The sequence below is a fragment of the Weissella sp. ESL1156 genome (assembly GCF_058505625.1).
In genome coordinates this window covers 1,572,332-1,596,687 of sequence record NZ_CP196372.1, presented here as the reverse complement: position 1 = coordinate 1,596,687, position 24,356 = coordinate 1,572,332, and the positions used below count along the sequence as shown (strand labels likewise).

The window sequence follows — 24,356 nt, the reverse complement described above, 5'->3', positions numbered from 1 at the left end:
TTTCTAATAAAAAAAGCACAAATTCTGATCATCATCAGAGAATTTGCGCTCTTCGTTCAATGTTAATCCTGTTACCATTGAACAATTTTTAAGGGTATAATGCCTCAAAAATGCCACTCTTAACAGGCCGAACATCGCAAAAAGCGCTGTGTTCGACAAAAACATCCCATTAAGCGAAACGTCGTTTGATTCATAATACCCCTCCACGAATTTGATTGACATTAGTGTACCTATTTTACGTTTATTTTGTCAACTACTTATGATAAATAACCAAATAAAAAATCGTGAAATCAGCATGATTTCACGATTATCCTCAACCATTAAAATAATGGCGCTAAAGTATCAATAATTAATTTAATATTCAATATCGTTAACAAAATAGCCACAATATAACCTGTCCACTTTGCCCAGGCATTGTTTTTAAATTCTCCCATATACTTCTCTGATGAAGTAAAATATATTAATGGAAACATCGAGAATGGTAAGGCAACCGATAGAAAGACTTGTGAGTAAACTAGTAGTTCATCCAAAGCACCTTCTGTTGCACCAAAAATAATAGTAAATATGATAATTGGTACTAGCGCCAAACCACGGGTTACCAAACGTTGTAGCCACATCGGCATGCGTAAGGTCGTATAACCTTCCATGATAATTTGTGCTGTTAACGTCCCTGTGATCGTTGAATTTTGTCCAGATGCTAATAAGGCGATCGCAAACAACATACTTAAGAATGGACTTGCAATTGCCCCAACAATTTGACGGTTATTAAGCGCATTGAACAAATCACCAAACGCTTCTAAATCAGAACCATGGCCAAAGAACAAGGCAGCACCAACAATCAACAACAAAGCATTAACAATAAAAGCACCTGTTAATTGAATGTTAGAATCCCAAGCTGTAAACTTCAAAGCTTCTTTGATGCTTTTTTTATCACGCTTAACTTTACGCGTCTGCGAAATTGATGAATGTAAATAAAGGTTATGGGGCATAACCGTTGCACCAACAATTCCCAACGCTAACATCAATTGACTATGATGGATAATTTCTTTATGCGGTATTAGATTAACCGCCGCTGCTCCCATATCCGGTTTTGCTAAAATAGCCATGTATAAGAAGATGCCCAAAATAACCAAAATTAAAGTCGCAACAATCGCCTCGATCTTACGAAATCCTAATTTCATTAACAATAATAGTAACAAAACATCAGCAGCTGTAATCAAAACTCCCCATAATAATGGTAATCCAAATAGTAGATGCAGGGCGATAGCTGCCCCAATAACTTCAGCCATATCAGTTGCCATAATGGCCAACTCAGTCATGATCCATAATAACCAACCAATTGTTTTACTCGTACTGTCACGAGTCATTTGAGCCAAATCTTTTTGTGCGACAATTCCCAGTTTAGCGGCCATGTATTGTAACAACATCGCAATTAAACTCGAAATTAGAACAACTGACAATAACAAGTAGTGGTAACGTGCACCACCGACAATAGATGTAATCCAATTACCCGGATCCATGTATCCTACAGCAACCAGTGCCCCCGGTCCACTCCATGCCATTAATTTCCGGAAAAAGCTGCCTGTGCTCGGTACAGCAACTGAACCATTAATTTCAGCAAGACTTTGCTCTTCAGGTTCTTGTGCTGTTAGTTTCTCTGCCATTGATCGCTCTCCTATCTTACTCTCTAATACCTTCCTTTTATAGTATCTAACAAAGCATTAAAAATTAAAACCATTATGTACTATATAAATAAAAGTAAGGGATTTCAAAGAATATTCTTAACCAAAACGCAATAAATGTTACCCAATAAATCCTAAAAAAAAGTTCTATAAATCCTGTATTTTTGGATTTATAGAACTCTACGCATGCCGTCGATGGGGGTCGAACCCATACTCTCTTGCGAGAACTGGATTTTGAGTCCAGCGCGTCTGCCAATTCCGCCACAACGGCATATAATAATTAAATATATACAACAAAACGATGTCATCGAATGCCGTCGATGGGGGTCGAACCCATACTCCCTTGCGGGAACTGGATTTTGAGTCCAGCGCGTCTGCCAATTCCGCCACAACGGCATATTTAATTATTATGTTATAAAAACGAAGTCATTAAGACTTCAAGGGCGGTAGATGGGGATCGAACCCACGCGTGCCGGAACCACAAACCGGTGTGTTAACCACTTCACCACTACCGCCATCATCAGATAAACAGGGGTAGAGGGAGTCGAACCCCCACCGGCGGTTTTGGAGACCGTTGTTCTACCATTAAACTATACCCCTATTTGAGATGGTCCTATTGATAATACTTTGTATCATCAAATGGCGCGGGGCGGAATCGAACCGTCGACACTACGAGCTTCAATCGTATGCTCTACCAACTGAGCTACCGCGCCATTATAAACGGTCACAACGGGACTCGAACCCGTGATCTTTCGCGTGACAGGCGAACGTCATAACCAACTAGACCATGCGACCAATGGACGTTACAGGGTTCGAACCTGTGACCCCCTGCTTGTAAGGCAGGTGCTCTCCCAGCTGAGCTAAACGTCCATTTTTTATTGTTACAAACTCAACAACAAAAATTATTATACCGATATTTTGCAACCATTGCAACCCTAAACACAGGCATATTTAAATTAATATATGAATTAGTATATTTTTTCATAAAAACACTATGTCAACATTACATTTATTATAAAGAGTCCTCTGATTTTTATTTTTATCCTTACCAATATAAAAACTTACATTAAGAATCGCGAATTTATCATCATGCTATTTTGATTAAGTCATAATAAATGAATTAGGTAATTGCAACTTTGCGATATTTCCCCTATAATATGTAATCGTGGTGGTAACGTACACGTGTACGTGTACATTTCATAAACTATTCATTAATCTTGGTAGTGTAGCCAAGTGGTAAGGCAACGGTCTGCAAAACCGTCATCACGGGTTCGATTCCCGCCACTACCTTCTAAAAAAAAGAATGTTCCAAAAGGTTTCAATCGTTTGGAACACGTTTAAAAGCGCCAATCTACCAAATTGATAGATTGGCGCCTTTTGCAGCTGGTCATAACAACTTATGTCTCAACCCCTTTTTGTTTTATAATTCACTCAGTGCTTGTTCCCAAATAGCAACGGCTTTACCATCAGAAAAATTCTTCGCTGATTCATACGCTGACTGTGACATCTTAGTCCATAATTCATTATCACGTAGTAGTTGGCTAGCTTGTTTTGCCATTGCCACATTTGAACCATCTGGCACGATGTAACCATTCACACCGTCAGTAATTAATGCATGAGCCCCATATGGCACATCATAACTAATACTTGGCACACCGTGACTCATTGCTTCAACAAGATTCATCCCCAATCCTTCACCAACTGACGGTTGCAAAATAATCTGTGCTTGTTGATAAGCATCTTGTAAGGCTTGACCAGTCACATAGCCACCAAAAGTCACATGATCAACAACATTCAACTTTGCTGCTAAATCCTGTAACTCCTGCATGATTTCTTGTGATGCAGCATAGCCATAATAAACTAATGTTGCATCTGGTACATCATTCACGACTCGTGCCAGTACACGCATAGCCTGATCAGGTCGCTTTTCAGGTGATAACCGACCAACATAAATAAGTTGATGCTGTTGTCGTTTTCCTAATGGTATTTGTGGCTGCTGAAGCGCATCTTCACTTATGGTCAAATCAGGTGCAACTCGGATCGTTAATTGTGGATAACGTGTTTGTAAATCACGTTGTTGTGTTGCCGTTGGTACAAGAATGGCCGTAAATGCTTGCCCATAACGCTCCAATACGTTGGTATAAGCTGGATATAGCTTCCCTCGTACTGGATGTTTTGTATCGCTTGTGTGCACATCATGTAGATAAGCAAATTTACTGGTTGCCCCTTGTACCCCTGCAACAACATGATCTAAACTACGTCGATCAGAAATTAACGTTGCAGCTGGTTGTTGACGTGTGATTTCATTTAAAAAGAACAAAAATAATTGTTCTTCGGTATTAAACCGATAATCATGACCAAGATAGTTGCGTAACTTATACATACTAGGCAAAAGTTGACCATTAATATTCATTTGAGTCATTTCAAGAACGGTTTCACCTGCTAAGTTCAAAAACTTACGTACAGCCAATTGACCATCTGGATGGAAGTAATCAACTGATGACTTGAAACCGCGCCAGTCAAAGTTTTCACGAACGGTTAGATTATCAGCCCGATCATAATACATGATATCATTAACCAATCCTACTGTTGCTGGCATGACATTAATACGTGCAACCACACGCCCAGCATCCTCTAACGTTGAATAATTTGGTCCATGACTAACAATATGATATTGATCTAAAGGGATTTGTGGTAATAAGCGTAAGTGTTGTTCTTGGCGTAAAACATTCGTCGTTCCTTGAAAGAAATCATACATATTAAGCACTTCAGACGCTTTTAATCCCATCGCTGTTGCATCACGATTTAAAAAACGATTATAATCACGGGTAACATAAACTGCTTGATCTAACTGGCCAGCTTGTTTTTGCCGGTTAAAAAATTGGACACGTTTCGCTTGGGCATGTTCAGTTCCTGAATTATAGGCGAAAATATTTTCACTCACAAAATAATACATTATTGTTGTCCTCCACGATAACCTGGCATACCCGATAACTTCATTGGCCAACTTTGCTTTGCATCAGTTAACAGAGCCTGCCAAGCTGACCAAACCGAATCTTCGGAATATCTTTCAGCTGATTGGTAAGCCCCAATAATATACTCTTCCGCTAAATCCGGATCGCGCAAAACACGTAAAATTGCTTCAGCCATTGCTTGATAATCACCATATGCGACCACCGCACCATTGACGCCATCTTCCACAATTTCATTAGGACCATAATTAACATCGTATGAAAAAGCAATCAATCCATGTGAAATAGCTTCCATAATGGCGAGATTAAACCCTTCCATTCTCGATGTTAAACCATACATCATTGCATTATTCTGCACAGCATCAATGTCTGTTGTATACCCCTTTAATGTCACAACATCTTCTAACTGATAATCCGCAATGACCTGTTCTACTTCACGTCGCGCTTTATAATTATCACTTGGATCTGGATAACCATAAATATCTAAGGTCACCTGTGGAAATTCTTGATGAACAATACCAATTGCACGGACCAAATCATCTAAATGTTTTTCCCAGGCAATTCGTGAGAAGACAACCATCTTTCCAAATTCACGATTCGCTAGTGGTATGCGTGGTGCTTGTGATAAACGATCTGGCACCACACCAACTGGAATCGTAAATAACTTGGTTTTGGGTTGGAAACGGGCACGGACATCAGCCGTTTGTTTGTGTGTTGCTGACACAACTGCATCATAATCATCAATCGCGTTTAATGCATACTCATAATTATTATTGAGCAATGGTGCTGCCGGATCCTGTGCATCCGCAGTATGTGCATTATGCAAATGAAAAACAGTATAGGCTGGTTTATTCAACTGGCGTAGTCCCCAATCGCCTAAATGAGTCCGATCGGCAATAAACACATTAGGTTGATCCACTGACCAAAAATCATCATTTAAACAATCCAAAAAATATTTTGTGAATTCTGTCAATGTATCGAATTGGTACACCTGATTTTGTTGATCAATCAAACGCCATCCCGTTTTTTGACGCTCACCAGACATTGTCTGCTTATGAAATGCCTCGATAACAGTTCGACCAGATGGTGTTTGCCAAGTCTCTGTACCAATTTTATTATCAGGGGTATACCATTGCTTTAATGACACAAAGCCACGTGAATCATAATAATCAACACAATATAGATTATTAAAGCCATCAAGCCATTCAACTGACTGAACTTGCTGCGCTGCGTCAGAATTATAATTCACCCGTGCAACCAATTGGTCATTAGTTGTCACCAAATAGCGTTTTTTTTCTGATTCATCAGTTATTTGTGCATTTAACACACCAAATTCAATATCTTGTACTTGCACTTGCTTTGGTGTGACTTGCATCGCTTCTTGAAAATAATCAAACATATTGATGAGTTGTTCATCAGGAATTCCGGCATTATTAGCATTGATGTGCGCATTTGGATCCCAATCACGCAAAACAACCCGTGCCGGTTCATTATTTTTATTGAATAAGTCTAAACGCTTTAATTCTGCATGTTCAATACCAGATTTTTGTTTTGGCATTGTCGCATTAATAAAGAAGTTCATTCGTTCCGCCTTTCATCACTGCATCTGAGACGAAATGTCACTACAGTTTATTTCATTATTTGTATTAGGCAAACTGTGACCATAAGCGCACAATTGCTTGTGTCCCAGCATCTGACAAGCCATTATCATCAGCTAATTTTGTATATAGTTGTTCAGCTAGTGTTGTCATTGGCAGCGTAAGGCCTAATTTTTTGGCTTCATCTAGGGCAATTCGTAAGTCTTTAATGAAGTGTTTAACGTAGAAACCAGGCTCGTAATCACCTGCCAAAATACGTGGTCCATAATTATCTAATGACCAGTTCTGCGCTGCCCCACCGCCAAGAGTATGCAAAACTTCAGAAACATTTAACTGCGCTGCTTTCGCATATGCCATTGTTTCAGCCATGCCCAACATGGTACCAGCCACCATAATTTGATTAGCCATTTTTGCATGCTGCCCTTTACCGGCTGCACCGAATAAAGTGGTCGCTTTTGCAATCACTTGAAAAATCGGTTGTAACTGATTAAAGGCGGTTTCATCACCACCAACCATCACCGTTAATGTCCCATTTTTGGCACCGGTATCACCACCAGAAACTGGTGCATCCAAAACAGTAACCCCTATTTTCTGACCAGCTTCAGCTAATTCAGTTGCCAACGTTGGTGTTGATGTTGTCATATCAACCATAATTTGTCCAGCGTGGGCACCTGCAAAAATACCATTCTCACCATAATATTGACTTGCCACATCTTTAGGATAACCAACCATTGTCATAACAACGTCTGCTACTTCCGCAATTTTACGTGGCGAATCTTGCCACACAGCACCATGCGCAATGACTGATTGTGCATGTGCCTTGGTGCGATTATAAACAAACACCTCATAATTTGCTTGCAATAAATTGTTAATGATGCCTGTTCCCATAACACCCGTACCAATAAAACCAATTTTCATTTGCCATGCCCCCATTTATTTATTATGTTCTATTTTACCTTGCCTCACTTAAAAAATAATATAGAAATATCTAAAAAAAGCTGAAATACTTTAAATTTTAAAGTATCTCAGCTTAGCTCTCATTTTTTATTAATCAGCAAAAACAACTTGTCCATCTTCAAACGCAGCAATTCGAGCTAACGATTCAACATGAATATCTTGTTCATCCAATAAAGAACGACCTTTTTGAAATGTCTTTTCAATAACGATGCCAACACCTACAACTTCAGCTTGTGCTGCTTTGGCAATCTCCATTAAACCGGTTACTGCTTGTCCATTTGCTAAGAAATCATCAATTAACAAAACACGTTCACCTGCATGTAAGAAGCGCTTGTCAATCATAACATGATTTGTTTCTTGCTTCGTAAATGAGTACACGTCCGCCACATATGATTCAGCTGATAATGTGATTGACTTCTTCTTACGAGCAAACACCATCGGTACATGTAAGGCCAAGGCAGCAAAAATTGCTGGTGCAATTCCTGAAGATTCAACTGTTAATACTTTGTCAATTTTTTCATCCGCAAATAGACGTGCAAATTCTTCCCCCATGGCTTGCATAAGTTCAGGATCGACTTGATGATTCAAAAAGTTATCAACCTTTAAAACATCTTCCCCTAAAACACGTCCATCTTGTTTAATACGATCTTCTAAAACTTTCATGTCCCCTAATTAACCTCTTTCTCACGTCCTGGAAGTAACACATTCAACAATACTGCAAGTATTGATGTGACAACAACTGAATTTTCAATCACCAGTTTCACAAGCTCTGGTAAATGTTGAAAAATTTGTGGATACACAGTCACACCGATGGCAGAACCAATTGAAATACCTGCAATCATTAGATTACGTTCTGCATCAAAGTCGACCTGTTTCAAAATAGTGATCCCTTGTACTCCGATTGTACCAAATAAAATAATCATTGCACCACCCAAAACAGATGATGGAATAATTGTTGCAAGTGCACCAAACTTTGGTAACAAACCAATTAGTAACAAAATCAAAACAGCGTAGTAAATTGGCTTTCTTGTTTTCACACCCGACAGACGAACGACACCAACATTTTGTGAAAATGTTGAATAAGGGAAAGTGTTAAATAGTCCTGATAAGATGACAGCAAGTCCTTCAGCACGGTAACCTTTTGCCATATCTTCATTGGTTAATTTACGTCCTGTTAAATCAGCTAACGCAAAATAAACGCCAGTTGATTCCATCATTGATGTCAGCGCAACAATCATCATGGTAATCATCGCTGACCAATGAAAAGTTGGGGTTGCCAAGAAAAATGGTGTTGGCATATGAAACCAAGAAGCCTCAGCAACTGGTTGTAGCGAAACTTGCCCTAAGAGACCCGCAAAAATGGTTCCTAAAATAATACCTAGTAAAATCGCAATTGACTTCATAAAGCCTTTTGCAAATAAGTTAAATAATAGAATAATAATGATTGTCACTAGCCCAATTGATAAATTAGTTAAACTACCAAAACTCTTGGCAGCCGTATCGCCACCACCCCAATTTTGAAATCCTACCGGAATCAGCGTGAATCCAATGACTGTAATCAATGATCCTGTCACAACTGGTGGAAAGTATTCACGTAACCGCGCAAATAATCCACTAATTAGGAAAACAAAGATACCTGCTGAAATCGTTGCACCATACATGGCACCAATGCCTAACGTACTCCCAATATTAATCAATGGTGATACAGTTTGCACCGCTGAACCAATCACAACTGGCATAGCAATACCTGTATAGCGTGTCCCTTTAATTTGAAATAAGGTTCCAATCGCTGTCATAAAAATATCAGCTGAAATCAAGTATGCCATTTGTTGGGCATTAAAATGTAAAGCTGCCCCAATCAATAACGGTACTAAAATACCACCAGAATACATTGCCAAAACGTGTTGCAATCCTAAAATAAGATTACGCAACTTGCCGAAACGGACGGTTGTTGTCCGTGTGTTCGTCTCCATAATTTAACTCTCCTCCAATTTAGACACACACGTAACCACTATCCCAAATCGATATTCGACATGAAAAAAGCACCCACACACGCAAAAGCATGCAGAATGGGTGCACAAAGATATCAAAACACTATCGGTAGTCCGCTTCTTGGGAAGCAGGTAGGAACTCGTTGGCCATTCTCCAACAATTATACCGACAGTGATTACGTTTTAAGTATTATGTAATTTAATATAGCAGACATTTTGTCATTTGAAAACTATCATGTTCGTATTTCAACAAAAACTTATCATAATTAGTCGACTAAAAGTCTTTTTGTTGATGTCATCACATCAATCAAATATACAATAAATAACATTTTATTAGTAAAAATTGTTGACAAATGGGGGTAAAGTTTTATATTTTAGCGGGAGTGGTAGAAAAAATGGGCTGGTGTCATGATGATATGCACTATTTAGGAGGTAGCGTATGAAAGAATTTAGAATTCAGAGTTTTGTATTAATTTTAATATCTTTTGTATTAGGGTTTAGCGAGTTTATTATTATCGGTATTCTTGATGATTTAGCAAAAGAATTTTCAGTGAGTGTTGCCACAACGGGCTATTTGGTAACCATCTTTGCATTAGTTTATGCTGTATGTACCCCAATCATTACATCGACATTGCGGAATAATCTGTATCATGCCATGCTTGTTTTGGCACTTGTCTTTACACTCGGTAATGCTTTGACTATTTTTGCACCCAATTATGCGGTTCTTGTTATTTCACGTATCATCGTTGCGATTGTTTCGGGCGCACTGGTATCGCTATCAATGACCTTTGCAACAGTAATTGCTCCTATGGCAAAACGTGCCTGGCTAGTAAGTTGGATTTTTTCTGGCTTTAGTGTTGCTTCGGTTTTTGGTGTGCCCCTTGGTACCTGGATCAGTACAACATTTGGTTGGCGTTTCACTTTTATTGCAATCACCTTACTAAGCATCATTACTGTCCTATTAATTATCAAAACATTACCCCATCATTTGATGCAGGAAAAGCAAGGTCATATTCTACAACAATTTGTTATTTTTAAAGATCCCAGAATTTATTTGAGTGTCTTTATTCAAACTTGTAGTTTGGCAGGTGTCTATGTTTTTTATACATACTTACGCCCGATTTTTTCAAAAACATTGTCGTTTGATCCTGGTTTTATCACCATTCTATTAACGATTTTTGGCGTGATGTCATTAATCAGTAATCAAGCGAGTGGTCGTATTGCTGACAACAAAGGCCTGCGACTCATGCCAATATTATATCTCATTGAATTTGTCGTACTCATTATTATGCCACTGTTGCTTGGCAATGTTTGGTCGGGTACCTTTGATATTATGTTAGTTGGTATTTTGATGTACCTTGTCAATTCACCACTGCAACTCCATATTATGGGTGTTGCTGAACGTGATTATCCTCACGCACTCGTTTTGGCTTCATCAATCAATTCTATTTTTTCAAATTTAGGTATTTCATTAGGCTCTGCAGTTGGTGGTATCGTTGTTTCAAACTTTGGTCTAAACAATGTTGGTATCGGTGGTGCCATTTTCACTGCCTTTGCCTTGATCTCAACGATGATGTTGAATCGGGTTAATGCTAAGCAAAAAGGATCAATTTCATAATCGAAAAACGAGGCTAGAACGTGAATGTTCTAGCCTCGTTTTACTTATCTAAAATCTAATTGAAGTATTATGAATTAGTTGTCCATCCACCATCAACAACCAATTCTTCCCCTGTCACAAAGCTTGATTCATCTGAAGCAAGGTATAGATATGCATAACCAATGTCTGAAGCATCTGCAACATACGGTGGTAATGCTGCTTTACCCTCATAAGCTTGCCCCATTTCTTCTTTACTCTTAAGACCGGCTGCTTCCGCCATGCCTGTGAATGTCGAACCTGGGTGAACTGAATTAACACGAATGTGATCCTTACCAAACTCTTGCGCAGCGTACTTAGTCAATGAACGCACAGCTCCCTTGGCAGCACTATAAGCCGCACTAAATCCAGTCGCACTCCCACCAACTAAAGCCCCAATTGAAGACGTATTAACAATTGAACCTTTACCTATCTTTTGCATATATGGAATAACGGCTTGCATTCCTAAAAATACAGAAGTTCCATCAATCGCCATCACTTTATTCCATGTATCTAAATCTGTATCAAGAATCCCTTTCGCAATGTGGATTCCCGCATTATTAATTAAAATATCAATTTTTCCGTATAGTTCAACGGTTTTCTTAACAACTCTTTGCCATTCTTCTGGACTTGAAACATCCAAAGTTAACGCAGTAGCTTCGCCGCCATTTTGTCTAATATCTTCTGCTGCTTTATTTAATTTTTCTTCTGCTACATCAGTTAAAACAACGCTAGCACCTTCACGAGCAAAAATTTGTGCACCAGCTAATCCCATACCACTAGCTGCACCAGTGATAATAGCAACTTTATTATCCAAACGTCCCATAATACAAGTCCTTTCTTCTACTAAAGTTCTACAGTTACAAATAATTTATCTCTTACCAGATAAATTATAACTTAATTGGGTCGGTTTTGGAAGCGCTTTCTTAATCTTGCGAAAGTAGTAAAAAACAAGTCCCCTATTGATTGGTAATAATGCCTTTGACCATCAATAGGGGACTATATTAAACACTGCATTTTATGCTAGAAAAAATAAGGTAAATCAGAAGCAACTGACGGGTAAGCAAATAATTGTTGTTCAACATCAGCTTGTGTTAAACCTTGATTAATAGCTGTGGTTAAATAATTAATTAGCTCATCAGCATGACTATTCATCACAGTTGCACCAACTATTTGACCTGTTTCATTAAGTGCCACTCTGATACGAGAAGCCGGATCACTTTGACGATATGCGGTATACCATCTCGTCATATCAATATCATTAACAGTATATCCTTGTTGCTCAGCTGTTTCAGTTGTCACACCGACTTGCGCTAATTTTGGCGTGCCATAAACAACAACTGGTATTGCTGGATAAGTAATTGGTTGTGTTTGACCTAACATTTCATTAACGGCATGGCGTGCTTCAAACGATGCGACGGGAGTTATTTTAGGCACCGGTGAATTTGCAACGTCTCCTATCGCATAAATATGTGGATTACTTGTCCGAAGATGTTGATCCACCAACACGCCGTTATCTGAATACTGGACATTTGCATGATCTAAGGTCAATGTATCATGATTACCAACACGACCAGCTGCACGAACAACTGCACCGGCAACAATCGTATTACCAAAGCTTAACGTGACTTCCAGATCACTATCAACTGATTTAATGTCAGTCACTTCTGTATCAAAATACATTTGAATGCCACGATCATCTAGTTGATCCATCAAGGAATCAACCATCGTTTCATCAAATGAACGCAATAAACGATCGCCACGAATCACTAAACTCACTTTTGTCCCAACGGCTGCCGCAATCGCTGCAAACTCAACCGCAACAAACCCACCGCCAATAATAACCAAGCTATCTGGTAATTCTGGCAAACTCAAAAACGCTTCTGAATCAATGGTCAACTCTGCACCTGGAAATGATAACTCAGCCGGACGTTGGCCAACTGCAATAATCCAGTCCGTTGCTGTTAACGTTATATCTTTTTGATCAAGTTGTTTAATAATAGCCGTCTGCTCATCAATAAATTGGGCTTGACCTGCAAAATGATCGATACCACTGGCGGTTAAAGATTTCTCAGTTCCTGATGAAATTCCCTCTGTATATTGATTTTTATGGCGCATTAAATCTGGCCAATTAATGGTCAATTGCCCATCAATACCAGAACCCGTTAAAAAATTGGCATATTCTTCTGTTTCAACCGCACCTAATAAAATTTTCTTTGGATCACAACCATAATTTGGGCATGTTCCACCCCAAAGATATTTTTCAATGATGGCAACTCGTTTACCCGCATCATGTAACTGGTGGGCTGCTGCTAGTCCTGCTGGACCCGCGCCAATGATTGCAACATCATATTGTTTTGTTTCACTCACTGATTTCATACCATCCCTTCATAAAATATTATCTGCTACCATTATCGCAAATTTTTTATGAAATGTATGGTAATAATGTCTGCGCAAAATGTTCCAAATCCGTCTTATCTTGATCAGTAAACCGACTAAATGTCACAGAATCAATATCAATCACACCAATTCGTTTGCCATCTTCACGTGTTAAAGGGACAACAATTTCGGCATTTGATGCTGAATCACAGGCAATATGGCCAACATGTTGATGCACATCATCAACGACTATCGTTTCCTGTTTTGCATAGGCCTGCCCAACCACACCAGCACCTGGTTTAATGCGTACAACAGCTGCTTTACCCATAAAGGGGCCTAAAATTAATTCATCACTCGTTTCATCATATAAATAAAAACCCGCCCAATTAACAGTCGCTAAGTTTTCATACAAGATTGCTGCCGCATTTGCTAAATTAGACATTGGAAACTTTTCTGATGCTTCACCTGTAATCCACGATGTTAATAATTGTGATAATAAAGGGATTGTTTGTGTTTCAGTTGTCATTTTAAAATCCTCCAGTATATAAAAAAGTCCCCAATAAGAACGGATTGTTCTTATCAGGGACGATGTCTCGTGTTACCACCCAAATTCATTTATTTGTCATCAAATAAATCTCTACAGTTCAATTAAAAACCAGGGAAGCTAACGGTTCCTGCCGTGACACCAGCTTGCACTCGTATCATTCTCAGAGCTCATCTTCAAGTTACGTACCAAACACATTTTCATCAACGTAGTGCTTTCTGAATTAGTACCATAACCTTACTATTCTCATCATAGAATCTCTCAACATTCAATTGATCATATCATACAAAGGACCGTAATCTTTGTCAATCTTTTTATGAGAAATCTATCATTTTACAAAGAAGCTGCTAACCATTCTTTGACTTGCTTTAAATTTAAACGTTCACCATTACCAATATGATCAACTTGTTGACCATCCTTAAACAAGACAAATGCTGGAATACCCATCAAACCTTGTTCTTGTGCAATGGCGAGATTGGCATCACGATCTGCATCAAACCAGTTTGCACCAGCAGAAACAGCGTCATTCTTAATTTCTTTTACAAATGGCTTAATTGCCTTGCAATCGCCACACCAATCAGCTTGTAAAAACATGATTTGCTTACCAGGTTTTGCAATTTCTTGACGAATTGTTTCATCATCATTTAATTCTGGTTGATAAAATTCCATGTTCATGCCCTCTTTCACTTATTTATAGTAAGTTTAACAACTATCAATGGTTGCGTCAAGATAGCTCTCTTTGCTTTGAGTATGAACGATTCATGTTTATTTGACAAGTTAATGATAAATTAAACTTCACGCAAACGTAGATCCTGTACACGTGTTTGACCGATGACACGTAGGAAACGGTAGTAGAACCATGCCAGAACAGCTGGAATTGCAACACCAAAGATACCTAGCAAAACCAAGCCTTGTACGTTATGAGCAAGCAACCAAAGTGGTGCAATCAATGAATTTAGTCCCAGACCAGCAAGCGTGTAAGGCACTTTGAATCCGAAACCAACAACAGCGACAACAGCTGTTACCATGGCAATAACTGCTGGTCCAACTGCTAGAATTGGACGCTTTAACAAGTTAGCAAATTGCACTTTTGGTGTCACCAAACCTTGTGCGATATTTCCACCAATTGTGTTTTGATTAAATGACATCGCAGTGAATGAAACGAATGCAACAGTTGTTCCAATCAAAGCGGCTCCTGAAGACATCGGATCAAGCTGGACGGCAATTGCCAAGGCAGCTGATGAAGCGGGCGTCATCAAGAAAACGAACCATGCGAATGAGACAACCAATGAACCAAGAACTGGATTAACTTGCATTGTGTGTCCTAGTGCACCACTCACCCAGTTTAGAGCTGGTGTTGTAACAGATGCCAAACCAAGACCAGCAATTGAACCAACCATGGTTACCGCAAACGGTACCAAAACCATGTCCAACGGGGTTTTACCCGTCATCCACTTACCAAGCAACGCTGCAACAAGACCAGCCAAGACGGCTGACACAGGTTGACCAGACGTCATAATCTGTGATCCAGCAGCTTGAGCAGCTTCCCACCCTGTTGCTGTCATCGTATGAGCAGCAACACCAGATGTAAAGTAAACACTATTTGCACCAACCGTTGAAGCAATCATTGTTGCACCAATTACCAATGTTGATGTACGCATCATCACAGCAATCGCCATTCCCAAAGCAGGGGCCAGCAACTTTTGTGCAATGTTACCAACTTGAACCAATGCATCCCAATGTACTGCAGTTCCTACCGTATTAACCAACAATCCAATGCCTAAAAATACCAACACCGTATTTGAAACACCTTGTGATACAAGGAATACATAATCCTTCGCTGTCAACTTCTTTTCCTGCTCTTGTTCTTGGGTCATAACACCTACTCCTTTTTCTTTTGGGACTGAAGATACAAAAAACCGCTAGTTAGAAAATCCCTAACTAGCGGTTCACGAATAACAATTCAGTGATAAACTAGTCGGCCTTTTTTCTTAGGCCGACACAAATTGCACGACCATTTTAGTTGATAATAATCAAGTCTAAAATTAAGCCGCGTAATAACGCATTGTTCATGTTGTTCATCATTGTCTTTGTCATCATGTTTGTCTCCGTTTTTATTTGATGTCTTTTATTATGCACCTAAAAATTTGAATGTCAACACTTTTCTTTAATTTAATTTTAATTTTATATTCATAATCTAATAAAAACAGCAGCCTATCAATAAATCAATAGACTACTGTTTAAAAGTTTCTTGCGATTAGTCCAATGGGACGTCAACAACCCAACCTTCAGGGCCCTTTTCGTCACCATATTGAATAGCAACCAGACGATCATATAATGCTTGCGTCTTTGGTCCAACTGCTGTTTCTGAATAAAAAACATGCTTTTTACCATGATGTGTAATTGAACCAACCGGTGAAATAACTGCGGCTGTCCCCATGGCACCAGCTTCGGCAAATTGATCCAAATCATTGATACTAATTGTTGTTTCCTCAGGCTGCAAACCCATTTCTTCCGCTAATTGTAACAATGAATATTTTGTCACTGATGGCAAAATGGATGGTGATTTTGGCGTCAAAAAACGACCATCTTTAGTAATACCAAAGAAATTAGCTGATCCTAATTCTTCAATATTCTCATGCAACCGTGGGTCTAGGTAAACCACATCTGAAAAGCCTGCCTTGTGAGCTTGCTCACCTGGTAACATTGAAGCGGCATAATTACCACCAACCTTAGCTTGACCAGTACCACCATGAGCAGCACGGTCAAAGTCACTCGTCACATAGGCTGTTGGTGTTAAGCCACCAGGATAGTATGCACCAACTGGTGTCACAAAAATATTAAAGATATAATCATCACCTGGATGAACCCCAATATCCGGTGTCGATGCAACTAGTAGTGGTCGAATATACAATGTCCCACCTGATTCATAAGGTGGCACAAATTCTTGATTTGCTTTCACAACATCCTTAATTGCTTGTACAAATAAATCTTCCGGATAACCAGCCATTAATAAACGTTCTGCTGAATTAGCCATACGCGCAGCATTACGATCTGGACGGAAAATATTAACCCCACCATCTTGACGTCGATAAGCCTTCAATCCTTCAAACACTTGTTGACCATAATGTAGACCAACAGCAGCCTCACTGATACCTAAATCACTGTCAGTCACTAACTGACCTGGTTGCCAAGCACCATCATGATACTCTGCACGATAACGATAAGGTAAATCATGATAAACAAATCCTAGATTATCCCAATCTAGATCGGATACTTTTGTTTTACTCATTATAAATAAATCCCCCTCTTGCAATTCGGTAATCAATTATTAGAATATTATGAGATGTTTGTCAAGAGCATCTTAATTTATTTTTTAAGAATCATCGTTACAATGAATCACTAATCACTAGCAATTACCAAAAATTAAACAAGGAGGTCTCCTGTCATGAGTATTTTTGAAGAACCGATCTTAGATGCCATCATCGTATTCCCAATCATTTGCCTAGTACTCTATTTACCATTTATGTTAATACAATACCATCGTTACGGTGTTGTCACTGCTTGGCATACATTAATGACCGTTAGTTTTGTCTTCTACTTAACCAGCGCATTTTTTGTAGTCAATTTACCTTTGCCAACAGCTCAACGCATACAACATCTCATTGCCATTAATTATCCGACAATGAATCTTGATCCCTTGAACATATTTAAATCATTTATCAAAAGTAATCCCATGATGAATGGTGGCAGTTTACTGGCCGGTTTACTTGATTCTACTGTGACACAAGTCTTGCTGAATATCTTATTAACAATTCCTTTTGGTCTTTACCTGCGTGTCTATTACAAACAGTCATTCAAAAAAACATTATTATTTACTTTCTTATTGACGAGTTTCTTCGAATTGACGCAATTAACAGGCCTTTATCACATTTATGCTCGTCCTTACCGTTTATTTGATGTAGACGATTTGATCCTCAATACACTTGGTGGCATTATCGGTTGGGCATGCGCACCCATTCTTGGAAAGGTATTCCCTTCTCAAGAACGTATGAATCGTGTCACAATTAGTCAACAAGATAGTTTCACCTTGATTCGCCGTGTGATTGCTTTTGTCCTAGATGTCGCATTAAATCTCATCATCTGTCTGGTTTGTTTAGCAGTTTTCCCTAATCACTTGATGCTAATCAATTTTGTAGCAAACATCATCATTTGGGGAATAGTGCCGGCTTTAACTTCGAAAACACTTGGGCAAAGACTCGTTAAAGTTGTTACCCAGACACATCACCAACAAAATTGGCGTACTATCATACGTCACCTATCTGTCATTGGTTTTATTAACGTACTCTTGCCTTCTTGGATGACCATGTTAATTCAAATCGTTTAAATATCAAGATAATAATAAAAGGGATCTGCAATATACCAAGTTAATATTGGTTGCATTGCAGGTCCCTTAAAAATATCACAAAAGATTGTAATCCGACTCATTCGTTCTATTTGACAACCGCAACAGCCCACTTCTTCTTACCGCGCTTGATAATAACATACTTACCATCATACTTGTCAGCAGGATTGATAACAGCATCTTCATCCTTCAGTTGGACACCATTGATGCGCACAGCTCCATCCTTAACAGAACGCCGAGCTGCTGTTTTTGACTTTTCTAGACCGGCTGCCACAATCAAATCTAATAGCCCAATCTCAGCATTTTGGATTTCAAAAGTTGGTACATTACCAGCAAGTACAGCGACTTCATCAGTTGATAATGTCGCAACGTCCGCATTACCAAATAACACATCCGTCATGACTTCGGCAGTATGCATCGCTTCTTCACCATGCACAAATGTTGTCACTTCTTGGGCCAAACGCCGCTGTGCGTGACGAGCTGCTGCATTTTCTGACAATTCAGCGACTAAATCATTAATTTCTTCTTGTGTTAAGAACGTAAAGAACTTCAACATCTTTTCAACGTCAGCATCTGCTGTATTTAGCCAGAATTGGTAGAATTCAAATGGGGTCGTCTTTTCAGGATCTAGCCAAACAGCACCACCTTCGGTCTTACCAAACTTTGTACCATCTGATTTCAATAGCAGTGGTACCGTTAATCCAAAGGCTGGTGCATCACTTGCAATTAATTTATGAATTAAATCAACGCCATTAGTAATATTACCCCATTGATCAGAACCACCAATTTGTAGACGGACATGCTCACGCTTGTATAATTCATAGAAATCAATCGCTTGCAAAATTTGGTAAGTAAATTCAGTAAATGAAATACCAGCTTCTAATCGTGAAGCCACAACATCCTTTGCTAACATGGTGTTAATTGAGAATAGTTTACCATAATCACGTAACATTTCTAACAGTGACATCTTACCAAGCCAGTCATAATTGTTTACGATTGTAAAGCCATTTTCACCAAATAGTTTCACCATTTGGGCACGAATCTTTTCAACATTCGCTGCCACATCTGCTTGTGATAATAATTTTCGCTCTGACTTCTTTCCAGACGGATCACCAATTGACCCAGTACCGCCACCTACAACAATAACTGGCTTATGACCAACTAGTTGGAAGCGTTTCAAAATCATAAAAGGAATTAAATGACCAATATGCATTGAATCACCCGTTGGATCAATACCAGCGTATAACCCAATCGATTCTTTACTAACTAATTCACGTAAACCTGCTTCGTCTGTCACTTGGTTAATCGCACCACGCCAAGTCAATTCATTGATTATATCTACTACCATTTATTCTACCTCCAAATTATTTATGTATTTGTTACAAAATTAAAAAGCGCCCTAACCAAGAAAATTTTTCTTGATTAGGGCGCATTAAACGCGGTACCACCTAAATTGTCACTGATTGTGACCACTCAACTATCTTATATCGCAAGATAAACGACCATGTCGTTTTCTGACTGTAATTCAATAATTGGTTTGATTAGTTCACAGCAACCACTAATTCTCTCATTGTCCACCAATTCATCTACTAATGTCTAACATGATAAAACGATTATAGCACAATTTATCATGACTGGTTTATTTTAGAACAAAAGAAAAGAGACCTCTCTCACTAAATGAGTGCAGATCTCTCTTTGTATAAGCAGACCACCACGTACTGCTTATACGTTTTCACCATATCATGTTAACGGGCACCACCCCATTAACAATCCCCTTTTGTTCTAAGAATCCCGTCTTAGAACTCCTTCCGCCTTATTGAGGTTCCTTCACAACCTCAATAAAACCATTATCGGACAGCAGGGAATTGCACCCTCCACAAAGGCGATCCTAGGACATCACTCCTTGACCAACTGCATCCCCGACAACAATATTATTATAGCATATTTTATTTCAAGTGAAATATTGTATCACCGCTAATTCCTGTTTGCTTTATTATTTCATCTGATAATCGTAATGAATGTGTCGTCAACTTGGTTACTTCTGGCAAATGGTCCGTTTTTAATCCCGCCAATGCTAAAGCTTGTGCATCCCATTCATCAGCAACGAAATTATACAATCCTGTGCGTGCTGCATATGCCCGTGAAGTCACATTAATATTGAATAAACGATACATCAAATAACTTTGTAAACTCATGTAGTGCATGGCTTGTTCATAAATATCAGGTCGTTCATTTTTTAGCCATAAAATTAAAATTAATGGTGTCGTATCCATAAGTGGCAAACCCATTTTACGTTGTAACTGACCCGTCACGCCATTCATTGTCAATGCATCAACATATTTTTTTGTATCCGTACCATAAATAACCGGGGTTAGTGATACAAAATCTTTATCTAATGGTATTAACCCATCAACCACAATTTCAGAAAAATTAATCGTTTGTATGTCATCATTTGTATTTGCATGCACTGTTGCCCCAATTTGCTTTAGCACTTCAAGTACTTGGTGAAATACTTTTTTTGGTGTGATCGTTGCATAATTCGTTTCTACTGGTACTTGCCACTTGGCTTGTTGACAGGTGTTATTTTCATCAATCAATGTCGTCTGAATTGCCAGCATCGAAACATCAATATTTAGTGTATATTTCATAATGACTCCTCTAGGTTAATATTACCTATTATACGCTAGACAAACAAAAACACCCAACAGTTTCCCGCTGGGTGTACTTTCACAATTAAAATATTTGTTGATCGTACTAAGTAAAAATTACTTAGCAGCATCCATTGCATGACCACCAAAACCATTACGCAAAGCTGATACAACCTTACCAGTAAATGTATCTTCTTGTAATGAACGGTAACGCATCATCAATGACAAAGCGATAACTGGTGCTGGTACTTGCAAGTCCAATGCTTCTTCAATTGTCCACTTACCTTCACCAGATGAGTGCATCACACCTGAAATCTTATCAAGCTTAGGATCCTTTGAGAATTGCTCTTCAGCCAATTCCATCAACCATGAACGAATAACTGAACCATGGTTCCATAACTTAGCAACAGCCTCGTAATCGTAATCGTATTGAGAAGCTTCCAAAACTTCAAAACCTTCAGCGATAGATTGCATCATACCATATTCGATACCATTGTGAACCATCTTCAAGTAGTGACCTGAACCTAATTCACCGGTATATAGGTAACCATCTTTTTCAGCAATACCTTCAAATAATGGCTCGATTGTCTTCCAGGCCTCGGCATCATCACCACCGATCATGAAGTTTCCACCGTTACGAGCACCTGACATACCACCTGAAGTACCAGCATCAAAGAACTTAATACCGGCAGCAGTTGTGCGCTTATTTTGCTCCAAATTGTCCTTGTAGTTTGAGTTACCACCATCAATGATGATATCTCCTGCAGACATCTTTTCAATCAACGTATCAATCGTTGAGTTAGTTGGCTTACCAGCTGGTACCATTACCCAAACAACCTTTGGTGATGGCAAAGCTGCTAGCATATCATCTAAATCAGTAACACCAGTAACAGCATCTGAATATGAATCAGCTTCTTTAACTGAATCTGCACTCAAATCATAAGCAACCACTTCATGACCGTTATCAACGGCATTCTTTACCAAGTTCAAGCCCATCTTACCAAGGCCGATCATTGCGAACTTCATGTGTGTACCCCTTTATTTCTTGTGTTTTTTTTCTACTCCATTATTATAATGCAAAAGTTTTTCACATTGCAAGTTTTTTGTTGTAAAATGTTTTCATAAGCTATTTTAGGTTGTTTCATTTTGGGAACACCCTAAAATTTGTTAAGGAGATATTATGGCACAATCAGGTTTTGCTCGAATTCGGTCGATGCGTGACCAGTTGACTGGTTCAGATAATAAAATCGCAACGTTTATATTAAAAAATTCCAATGAAATCCGTTCATTAACTATTCAAGAATTAGCAAACGCCGTTGGTCTATCAACGGCCACCATTTCGCGTTTTGTTAAGCGTGTTGGCTTTAGCTCATTTCGTGAATTTTCATTGAGTCTAGCAAGTGCTCCGACAACGGAAAATAGTTTTTTTGGTGAGATTGATCAAACAGATACACAAGACAACATTGTCCGCAAAGTATTTAGTGGTGCTGAAAATGCACTGGAAGCAACGTTAAATCTCGTGAAATCCAATGATTGGGCTATCGCAACTGACTGGTTGATCCAAGCCCAACATGTTGGGTTATTTGGTATTGGTGGCTCTTCTATCGTTGCTTTGAATGGCTATCATAAATTTTTAAGAACACCCCTACATATCGAGCAACATCCTGATTATGATGTGCAGTTAATGCAAGCCGTCCATATGAATGAAAATGATGTGGCCATTGTTATTTCTCACTCAGGTCGCAATCATGGCACGCTAAATATTGCACGTCGTTTACGCATGAATAATGTTAAGATTATCGCCATCACCGGCCATCCAAAATCAGAATTAGCAAAATTGGCTTCATTGACTTTGGCAAGTGCTGCAGAGGAAGTTAATATTCGTAGTGAATCAATGTCATCATTAATTGCGCAACTAACCATTATGGATAGCCTATTTACCTTGGTGGGTGTGCAATTAGGTGATGAAACGCAAGCTGTTGTTGATAATATCCGTGCAACGATTGAAGATAGTCGTGAATAATTTTATTTAAAATATAGTGTGACAAAAGACGTTTAAAGGCGTCAATCTACCAATTGATAGATTGACGCCTTTTCATCTGTTTATAACAACTGATGTCCTAACCCTTTAAATCTTTTATAATTGTTTTGGTGTTAATTCATTGAGAGATCGTAACCAGTTACCTGTTGCTGTATCCGTTGTGTGCACTTTGAACGGTGTCGTTGAATAAACGGTCATCACATTTTGCCAATTAATTTGATTTTTAGTGAAAAATGATTTTGCCAACTGCTGAATATTCTCATTCGTCACAGTTGCTAATTGACCGGCATTGTCAAAACGCATCAAATACCAATTAATAGCCAATTGTTGTGCAACAAGCTTTGCAATATCAACCACTTGATGTGTTAACAACAAGCGTTCCTTCGTTGGCACTGCTGGTACCTCTTTATTCAAAAAATGGTAAAATTTTGGCCACTGACCAACAATTAATGCATAAAACTGCCAAGGTACCTTCGTCGCAATTTTTGTGATCGTCTGCGTTGTTAGTTGCGTGACATCCAAATTATTTTCAGTTGCGTTGCCTAATTGCTGACACCACTCTGACAAAAAACGTTGCATCGTTTCATTAACCAAGTTAGATGATGATTGTTGAGTTAAGACAAACCGTCCCTGCAAGAAATCACCAACATCAGCCATCGCCATGTTAGCATCTGTCTGTTGTTGTGCGCGTTGTTTAAATTGACGTCGTTTTTTATTAGTACTTGTGCCCGCATAATGTCCTTGTTTTACCAAAACTTTCCCCTTTAACTAGCGATCTGATCGATTCAACAACCAAGAGACAATAATCACAATAATCACAGCACCAATAATTGATGGGATAATAGCCATCCCTGCAAGATGTGGCCCCCATTCGCCAAACACCTTCTCACCTAACCAAGAGCCAACTAACCCAGCAACAATATTCGCAATCCAACCCATTGAGCCACCACGCTTTGTGACTGCGCCTGCAATTGCACCGATTACTGCACCAATAATTAATACCCAAATAAAATGAAACATGCTTTATTCTCCTTACTTACTTTTAATAATTAACTACCTATGTTACAATGACAAAAACAGGGAGGACAATATCATGTATTTAACATTTTCAGATACCGCTAAACAACGGATTTCACCCTTATTAACAGCAGACACCCGCATTGCACTAGACTTAGACGATGGTGTTGGCCCTTTTTCAAATGCCGCAACTTGCACATTTGATGTTGCTTTTAACTTAGTACTTTGCCAAGTAAACGATCTATCTAATGATTTCAACGAAACAATTGATAGTAACTTAGGTCCTGTCTATATTAAAGATTATACAACAGAACAATTGGACAATGAACTGAAACTAGATGTTGATCGTTACCTACGATATAGCTTGTCTAGCGATGCTGGTATGCTAGACCCTAGTGTTACTTTGCGCAATTTACAACCAACAAGATAATGATATAATGTTAGGACTTTTATTGACGTCCGCAACTTAAAAAACAGGAGGTTACCCAT

The 24,356-nt window shown here is 38.8% G+C and carries 21 protein-coding genes, 8 tRNA genes and 1 riboswitch; of the genes, 5 read left to right on the top strand and 24 right to left on the bottom strand.

Annotation, left to right across the window (positions count from 1 at the left end; translation table 11 throughout):
* Positions 1-320: 320 nt before the first annotated feature.
* The 8 genes from ACSKY2_RS08185 to ACSKY2_RS08150 all read right to left on the bottom strand — a co-directional run bounded on the left by ACSKY2_RS08185 (position 321) and on the right by ACSKY2_RS08150 (position 2,552).
* Positions 321-1,664, bottom strand: coding sequence for an Nramp family divalent metal transporter (locus tag ACSKY2_RS08185; protein ID WP_489877403.1), 1,344 nt, complete (start codon positions 1,662-1,664; stop codon positions 321-323).
* 205 nt (positions 1,665-1,869) lie between these two features.
* Positions 1,870-1,953: transfer RNA gene (locus ACSKY2_RS08180), tRNA-Leu, on the bottom strand.
* A 41-nt stretch (positions 1,954-1,994) separates the two neighbouring features.
* A tRNA-Leu gene (locus tag ACSKY2_RS08175) sits at positions 1,995-2,078 on the bottom strand.
* Positions 2,079-2,124: 46 nt separating this feature from the next.
* Positions 2,125-2,197, bottom strand: a tRNA-His gene (locus ACSKY2_RS08170).
* Positions 2,198-2,211: 14 nt separating this feature from the next.
* Positions 2,212-2,282 (bottom strand) — tRNA-Trp (locus ACSKY2_RS08165).
* 40 nt (positions 2,283-2,322) lie between these two features.
* Positions 2,323-2,395, bottom strand: a tRNA-Phe gene (locus tag ACSKY2_RS08160).
* A gap of 8 nt (positions 2,396-2,403) precedes the next feature.
* A tRNA-Asp gene (locus ACSKY2_RS08155) sits at positions 2,404-2,477 on the bottom strand.
* Between the two features lie 2 nt (positions 2,478-2,479).
* A tRNA-Val gene (locus ACSKY2_RS08150) sits at positions 2,480-2,552 on the bottom strand.
* 349 nt (positions 2,553-2,901) lie between these two features.
* On the opposite strand from ACSKY2_RS08150, the gene ACSKY2_RS08145 reads away from it, so the two are divergent.
* Positions 2,902-2,972, top strand: a tRNA-Cys gene (locus tag ACSKY2_RS08145).
* Between the two features lie 130 nt (positions 2,973-3,102).
* On the opposite strand, the gene ACSKY2_RS08140 is transcribed toward ACSKY2_RS08145, so the two are convergent.
* The 5 genes from ACSKY2_RS08140 to ACSKY2_RS08120 all read right to left on the bottom strand — a co-directional run bounded on the left by ACSKY2_RS08140 (position 3,103) and on the right by ACSKY2_RS08120 (position 9,182).
* The gene (locus tag ACSKY2_RS08140; protein WP_489877402.1) at positions 3,103-4,638 is read right to left on the bottom strand and encodes a glycosyltransferase; all 1,536 of its coding nucleotides are present in this window, start codon (positions 4,636-4,638) and stop codon (positions 3,103-3,105) included.
* Positions 4,638-6,236 carry a glycosyltransferase gene (locus ACSKY2_RS08135; protein ID WP_489877401.1) on the bottom strand — a complete coding sequence of 533 codons (1,599 nt, stop codon included), beginning with the start codon at positions 6,234-6,236 and terminating at the stop codon, positions 4,638-4,640. The genes ACSKY2_RS08140 and ACSKY2_RS08135 overlap by 1 nt, the downstream gene beginning before the upstream one ends.
* Positions 6,237-6,300: 64 nt before the next feature.
* Complete coding sequence (locus ACSKY2_RS08130) at positions 6,301-7,170, bottom strand: NAD(P)-dependent oxidoreductase (RefSeq protein ID WP_489877400.1); 870 nt, start codon at positions 7,168-7,170, stop codon at positions 6,301-6,303.
* Between the two features lie 129 nt (positions 7,171-7,299).
* Positions 7,300-7,872 (bottom strand): xanthine phosphoribosyltransferase, encoded by a 573-nt coding sequence (locus tag ACSKY2_RS08125; RefSeq protein ID WP_489840310.1) that lies wholly within the window; start codon positions 7,870-7,872, stop codon positions 7,300-7,302.
* A 5-nt stretch (positions 7,873-7,877) separates the two neighbouring features.
* Entirely contained in the window at positions 7,878-9,182 is a 1,305-nt protein-coding gene (locus ACSKY2_RS08120) for a nucleobase:cation symporter-2 family protein (protein ID WP_489877399.1), read from the bottom strand.
* A 108-nt stretch (positions 9,183-9,290) separates the two neighbouring features.
* Positions 9,291-9,389, bottom strand: a riboswitch (purine riboswitch).
* A 250-nt stretch (positions 9,390-9,639) separates the two neighbouring features.
* Between ACSKY2_RS08120 and ACSKY2_RS08115 the strand changes: the two genes are divergently transcribed.
* Complete coding sequence (locus tag ACSKY2_RS08115) at positions 9,640-10,818, top strand: MFS transporter (RefSeq protein ID WP_489840312.1); 1,179 nt, start codon at positions 9,640-9,642, stop codon at positions 10,816-10,818.
* Positions 10,819-10,885: 67 nt separating this feature from the next.
* Here the strand turns inward: ACSKY2_RS08115 and ACSKY2_RS08110 are convergent, their stop codons facing one another.
* The 6 genes from ACSKY2_RS08110 to ACSKY2_RS08085 form a co-directional block, all read right to left on the bottom strand.
* The gene (locus ACSKY2_RS08110) at positions 10,886-11,659 is read right to left on the bottom strand and encodes an SDR family NAD(P)-dependent oxidoreductase (protein WP_489877398.1); all 774 of its coding nucleotides are present in this window, start codon (positions 11,657-11,659) and stop codon (positions 10,886-10,888) included.
* A gap of 197 nt (positions 11,660-11,856) precedes the next feature.
* Entirely contained in the window at positions 11,857-13,212 is a 1,356-nt protein-coding gene (locus ACSKY2_RS08105) for a dihydrolipoyl dehydrogenase family protein (RefSeq protein ID WP_489877397.1), read from the bottom strand.
* 46 nt (positions 13,213-13,258) lie between these two features.
* Positions 13,259-13,738: a GAF domain-containing protein gene (locus ACSKY2_RS08100; RefSeq protein ID WP_489877396.1), complete on the bottom strand. Its 480-nt coding sequence runs from the start codon at positions 13,736-13,738 to the stop codon at positions 13,259-13,261.
* 351 nt (positions 13,739-14,089) lie between these two features.
* On the bottom strand, positions 14,090-14,425 hold the full coding sequence (locus ACSKY2_RS08095) for a thioredoxin family protein (RefSeq protein WP_489877395.1): 336 nt from the start codon (positions 14,423-14,425) through the stop codon (positions 14,090-14,092).
* A gap of 119 nt (positions 14,426-14,544) precedes the next feature.
* On the bottom strand, positions 14,545-15,633 hold the full coding sequence (locus ACSKY2_RS08090; protein ID WP_489877394.1) for a PTS sugar transporter subunit IIC: 1,089 nt from the start codon (positions 15,631-15,633) through the stop codon (positions 14,545-14,547).
* Positions 15,634-16,013: 380 nt separating this feature from the next.
* Positions 16,014-17,048, bottom strand: coding sequence for a branched-chain amino acid aminotransferase (locus ACSKY2_RS08085; protein ID WP_489840318.1), 1,035 nt, complete (start codon positions 17,046-17,048; stop codon positions 16,014-16,016).
* A gap of 156 nt (positions 17,049-17,204) precedes the next feature.
* On the opposite strand from ACSKY2_RS08085, the gene ACSKY2_RS08080 reads away from it, so the two are divergent.
* Positions 17,205-18,143, top strand: a complete 939-nt coding sequence (locus ACSKY2_RS08080; RefSeq protein WP_489877393.1) for a VanZ family protein — start codon at positions 17,205-17,207, stop codon at positions 18,141-18,143.
* 106 nt (positions 18,144-18,249) lie between these two features.
* Here ACSKY2_RS08080 and tyrS read toward each other — a convergent pair whose 3' ends face one another.
* The 3 genes from tyrS to gnd form a co-directional block, all read right to left on the bottom strand.
* Positions 18,250-19,509, bottom strand: a complete 1,260-nt coding sequence (gene tyrS / locus ACSKY2_RS08075) for a tyrosine--tRNA ligase (protein WP_489877392.1) — start codon at positions 19,507-19,509, stop codon at positions 18,250-18,252.
* 598 nt (positions 19,510-20,107) lie between these two features.
* Positions 20,108-20,809, bottom strand: coding sequence for an FGGY family carbohydrate kinase (locus tag ACSKY2_RS08070; RefSeq protein WP_489877391.1), 702 nt, complete (start codon positions 20,807-20,809; stop codon positions 20,108-20,110).
* Between the two features lie 117 nt (positions 20,810-20,926).
* The gene (gnd, locus tag ACSKY2_RS08065) at positions 20,927-21,835 is read right to left on the bottom strand and encodes a phosphogluconate dehydrogenase (NAD(+)-dependent, decarboxylating) (RefSeq protein ID WP_489840325.1); all 909 of its coding nucleotides are present in this window, start codon (positions 21,833-21,835) and stop codon (positions 20,927-20,929) included.
* Positions 21,836-21,989: 154 nt separating this feature from the next.
* Between gnd and ACSKY2_RS08060 the strand changes: the two genes are divergently transcribed.
* Positions 21,990-22,832: a MurR/RpiR family transcriptional regulator gene (locus ACSKY2_RS08060; RefSeq protein WP_489877390.1), complete on the top strand. Its 843-nt coding sequence runs from the start codon at positions 21,990-21,992 to the stop codon at positions 22,830-22,832.
* A 114-nt stretch (positions 22,833-22,946) separates the two neighbouring features.
* Here the strand turns inward: ACSKY2_RS08060 and ACSKY2_RS08055 are convergent, their stop codons facing one another.
* Entirely contained in the window at positions 22,947-23,603 is a 657-nt protein-coding gene (locus tag ACSKY2_RS08055) for a hypothetical protein (RefSeq protein ID WP_489877389.1), read from the bottom strand.
* Positions 23,604-23,618: 15 nt separating this feature from the next.
* The gene (locus ACSKY2_RS08050) at positions 23,619-23,870 is read right to left on the bottom strand and encodes a GlsB/YeaQ/YmgE family stress response membrane protein (protein ID WP_489840328.1); all 252 of its coding nucleotides are present in this window, start codon (positions 23,868-23,870) and stop codon (positions 23,619-23,621) included.
* A gap of 73 nt (positions 23,871-23,943) precedes the next feature.
* Here ACSKY2_RS08050 and ACSKY2_RS08045 point away from each other — a divergent pair, with 73 nt between their 5' ends.
* Positions 23,944-24,297: an iron-sulfur cluster biosynthesis family protein gene (locus ACSKY2_RS08045; RefSeq protein WP_489840329.1), complete on the top strand. Its 354-nt coding sequence runs from the start codon at positions 23,944-23,946 to the stop codon at positions 24,295-24,297.
* The last annotated feature ends 59 nt before the right edge of the window (positions 24,298-24,356 follow it).

Coding starts and splice junctions, on each gene's coding strand:
- ACSKY2_RS08185 (WP_489877403.1), bottom strand. CDS start 1,664: ATGGCAGAGAAACTAACAGCACAAGAACCTGAAGAGCAAAGTCTTGCT.
- ACSKY2_RS08140 (WP_489877402.1), bottom strand. CDS start 4,638: ATGTATTATTTTGTGAGTGAAAATATTTTCGCCTATAATTCAGGAACT.
- ACSKY2_RS08135 (WP_489877401.1), bottom strand. CDS start 6,236: ATGAACTTCTTTATTAATGCGACAATGCCAAAACAAAAATCTGGTATT.
- ACSKY2_RS08130 (WP_489877400.1), bottom strand. CDS start 7,170: ATGAAAATTGGTTTTATTGGTACGGGTGTTATGGGAACAGGCATCATT.
- ACSKY2_RS08125 (WP_489840310.1), bottom strand. CDS start 7,872: ATGAAAGTTTTAGAAGATCGTATTAAACAAGATGGACGTGTTTTAGGG.
- ACSKY2_RS08120 (WP_489877399.1), bottom strand. CDS start 9,182: ATGGAGACGAACACACGGACAACAACCGTCCGTTTCGGCAAGTTGCGT.
- ACSKY2_RS08115 (WP_489840312.1), top strand. CDS start 9,640: ATGAAAGAATTTAGAATTCAGAGTTTTGTATTAATTTTAATATCTTTT.
- ACSKY2_RS08110 (WP_489877398.1), bottom strand. CDS start 11,659: ATGGGACGTTTGGATAATAAAGTTGCTATTATCACTGGTGCAGCTAGT.
- ACSKY2_RS08105 (WP_489877397.1), bottom strand. CDS start 13,212: ATGAAATCAGTGAGTGAAACAAAACAATATGATGTTGCAATCATTGGC.
- ACSKY2_RS08100 (WP_489877396.1), bottom strand. CDS start 13,738: ATGACAACTGAAACACAAACAATCCCTTTATTATCACAATTATTAACA.
- ACSKY2_RS08095 (WP_489877395.1), bottom strand. CDS start 14,425: ATGGAATTTTATCAACCAGAATTAAATGATGATGAAACAATTCGTCAA.
- ACSKY2_RS08090 (WP_489877394.1), bottom strand. CDS start 15,633: ATGACCCAAGAACAAGAGCAGGAAAAGAAGTTGACAGCGAAGGATTAT.
- ACSKY2_RS08085 (WP_489840318.1), bottom strand. CDS start 17,048: ATGAGTAAAACAAAAGTATCCGATCTAGATTGGGATAATCTAGGATTT.
- ACSKY2_RS08080 (WP_489877393.1), top strand. CDS start 17,205: ATGAGTATTTTTGAAGAACCGATCTTAGATGCCATCATCGTATTCCCA.
- tyrS (WP_489877392.1), bottom strand. CDS start 19,509: ATGGTAGTAGATATAATCAATGAATTGACTTGGCGTGGTGCGATTAAC.
- ACSKY2_RS08070 (WP_489877391.1), bottom strand. CDS start 20,809: ATGAAATATACACTAAATATTGATGTTTCGATGCTGGCAATTCAGACG.
- gnd (WP_489840325.1), bottom strand. CDS start 21,835: ATGAAGTTCGCAATGATCGGCCTTGGTAAGATGGGCTTGAACTTGGTA.
- ACSKY2_RS08060 (WP_489877390.1), top strand. CDS start 21,990: ATGGCACAATCAGGTTTTGCTCGAATTCGGTCGATGCGTGACCAGTTG.
- ACSKY2_RS08050 (WP_489840328.1), bottom strand. CDS start 23,870: ATGTTTCATTTTATTTGGGTATTAATTATTGGTGCAGTAATCGGTGCA.
- ACSKY2_RS08045 (WP_489840329.1), top strand. CDS start 23,944: ATGTATTTAACATTTTCAGATACCGCTAAACAACGGATTTCACCCTTA.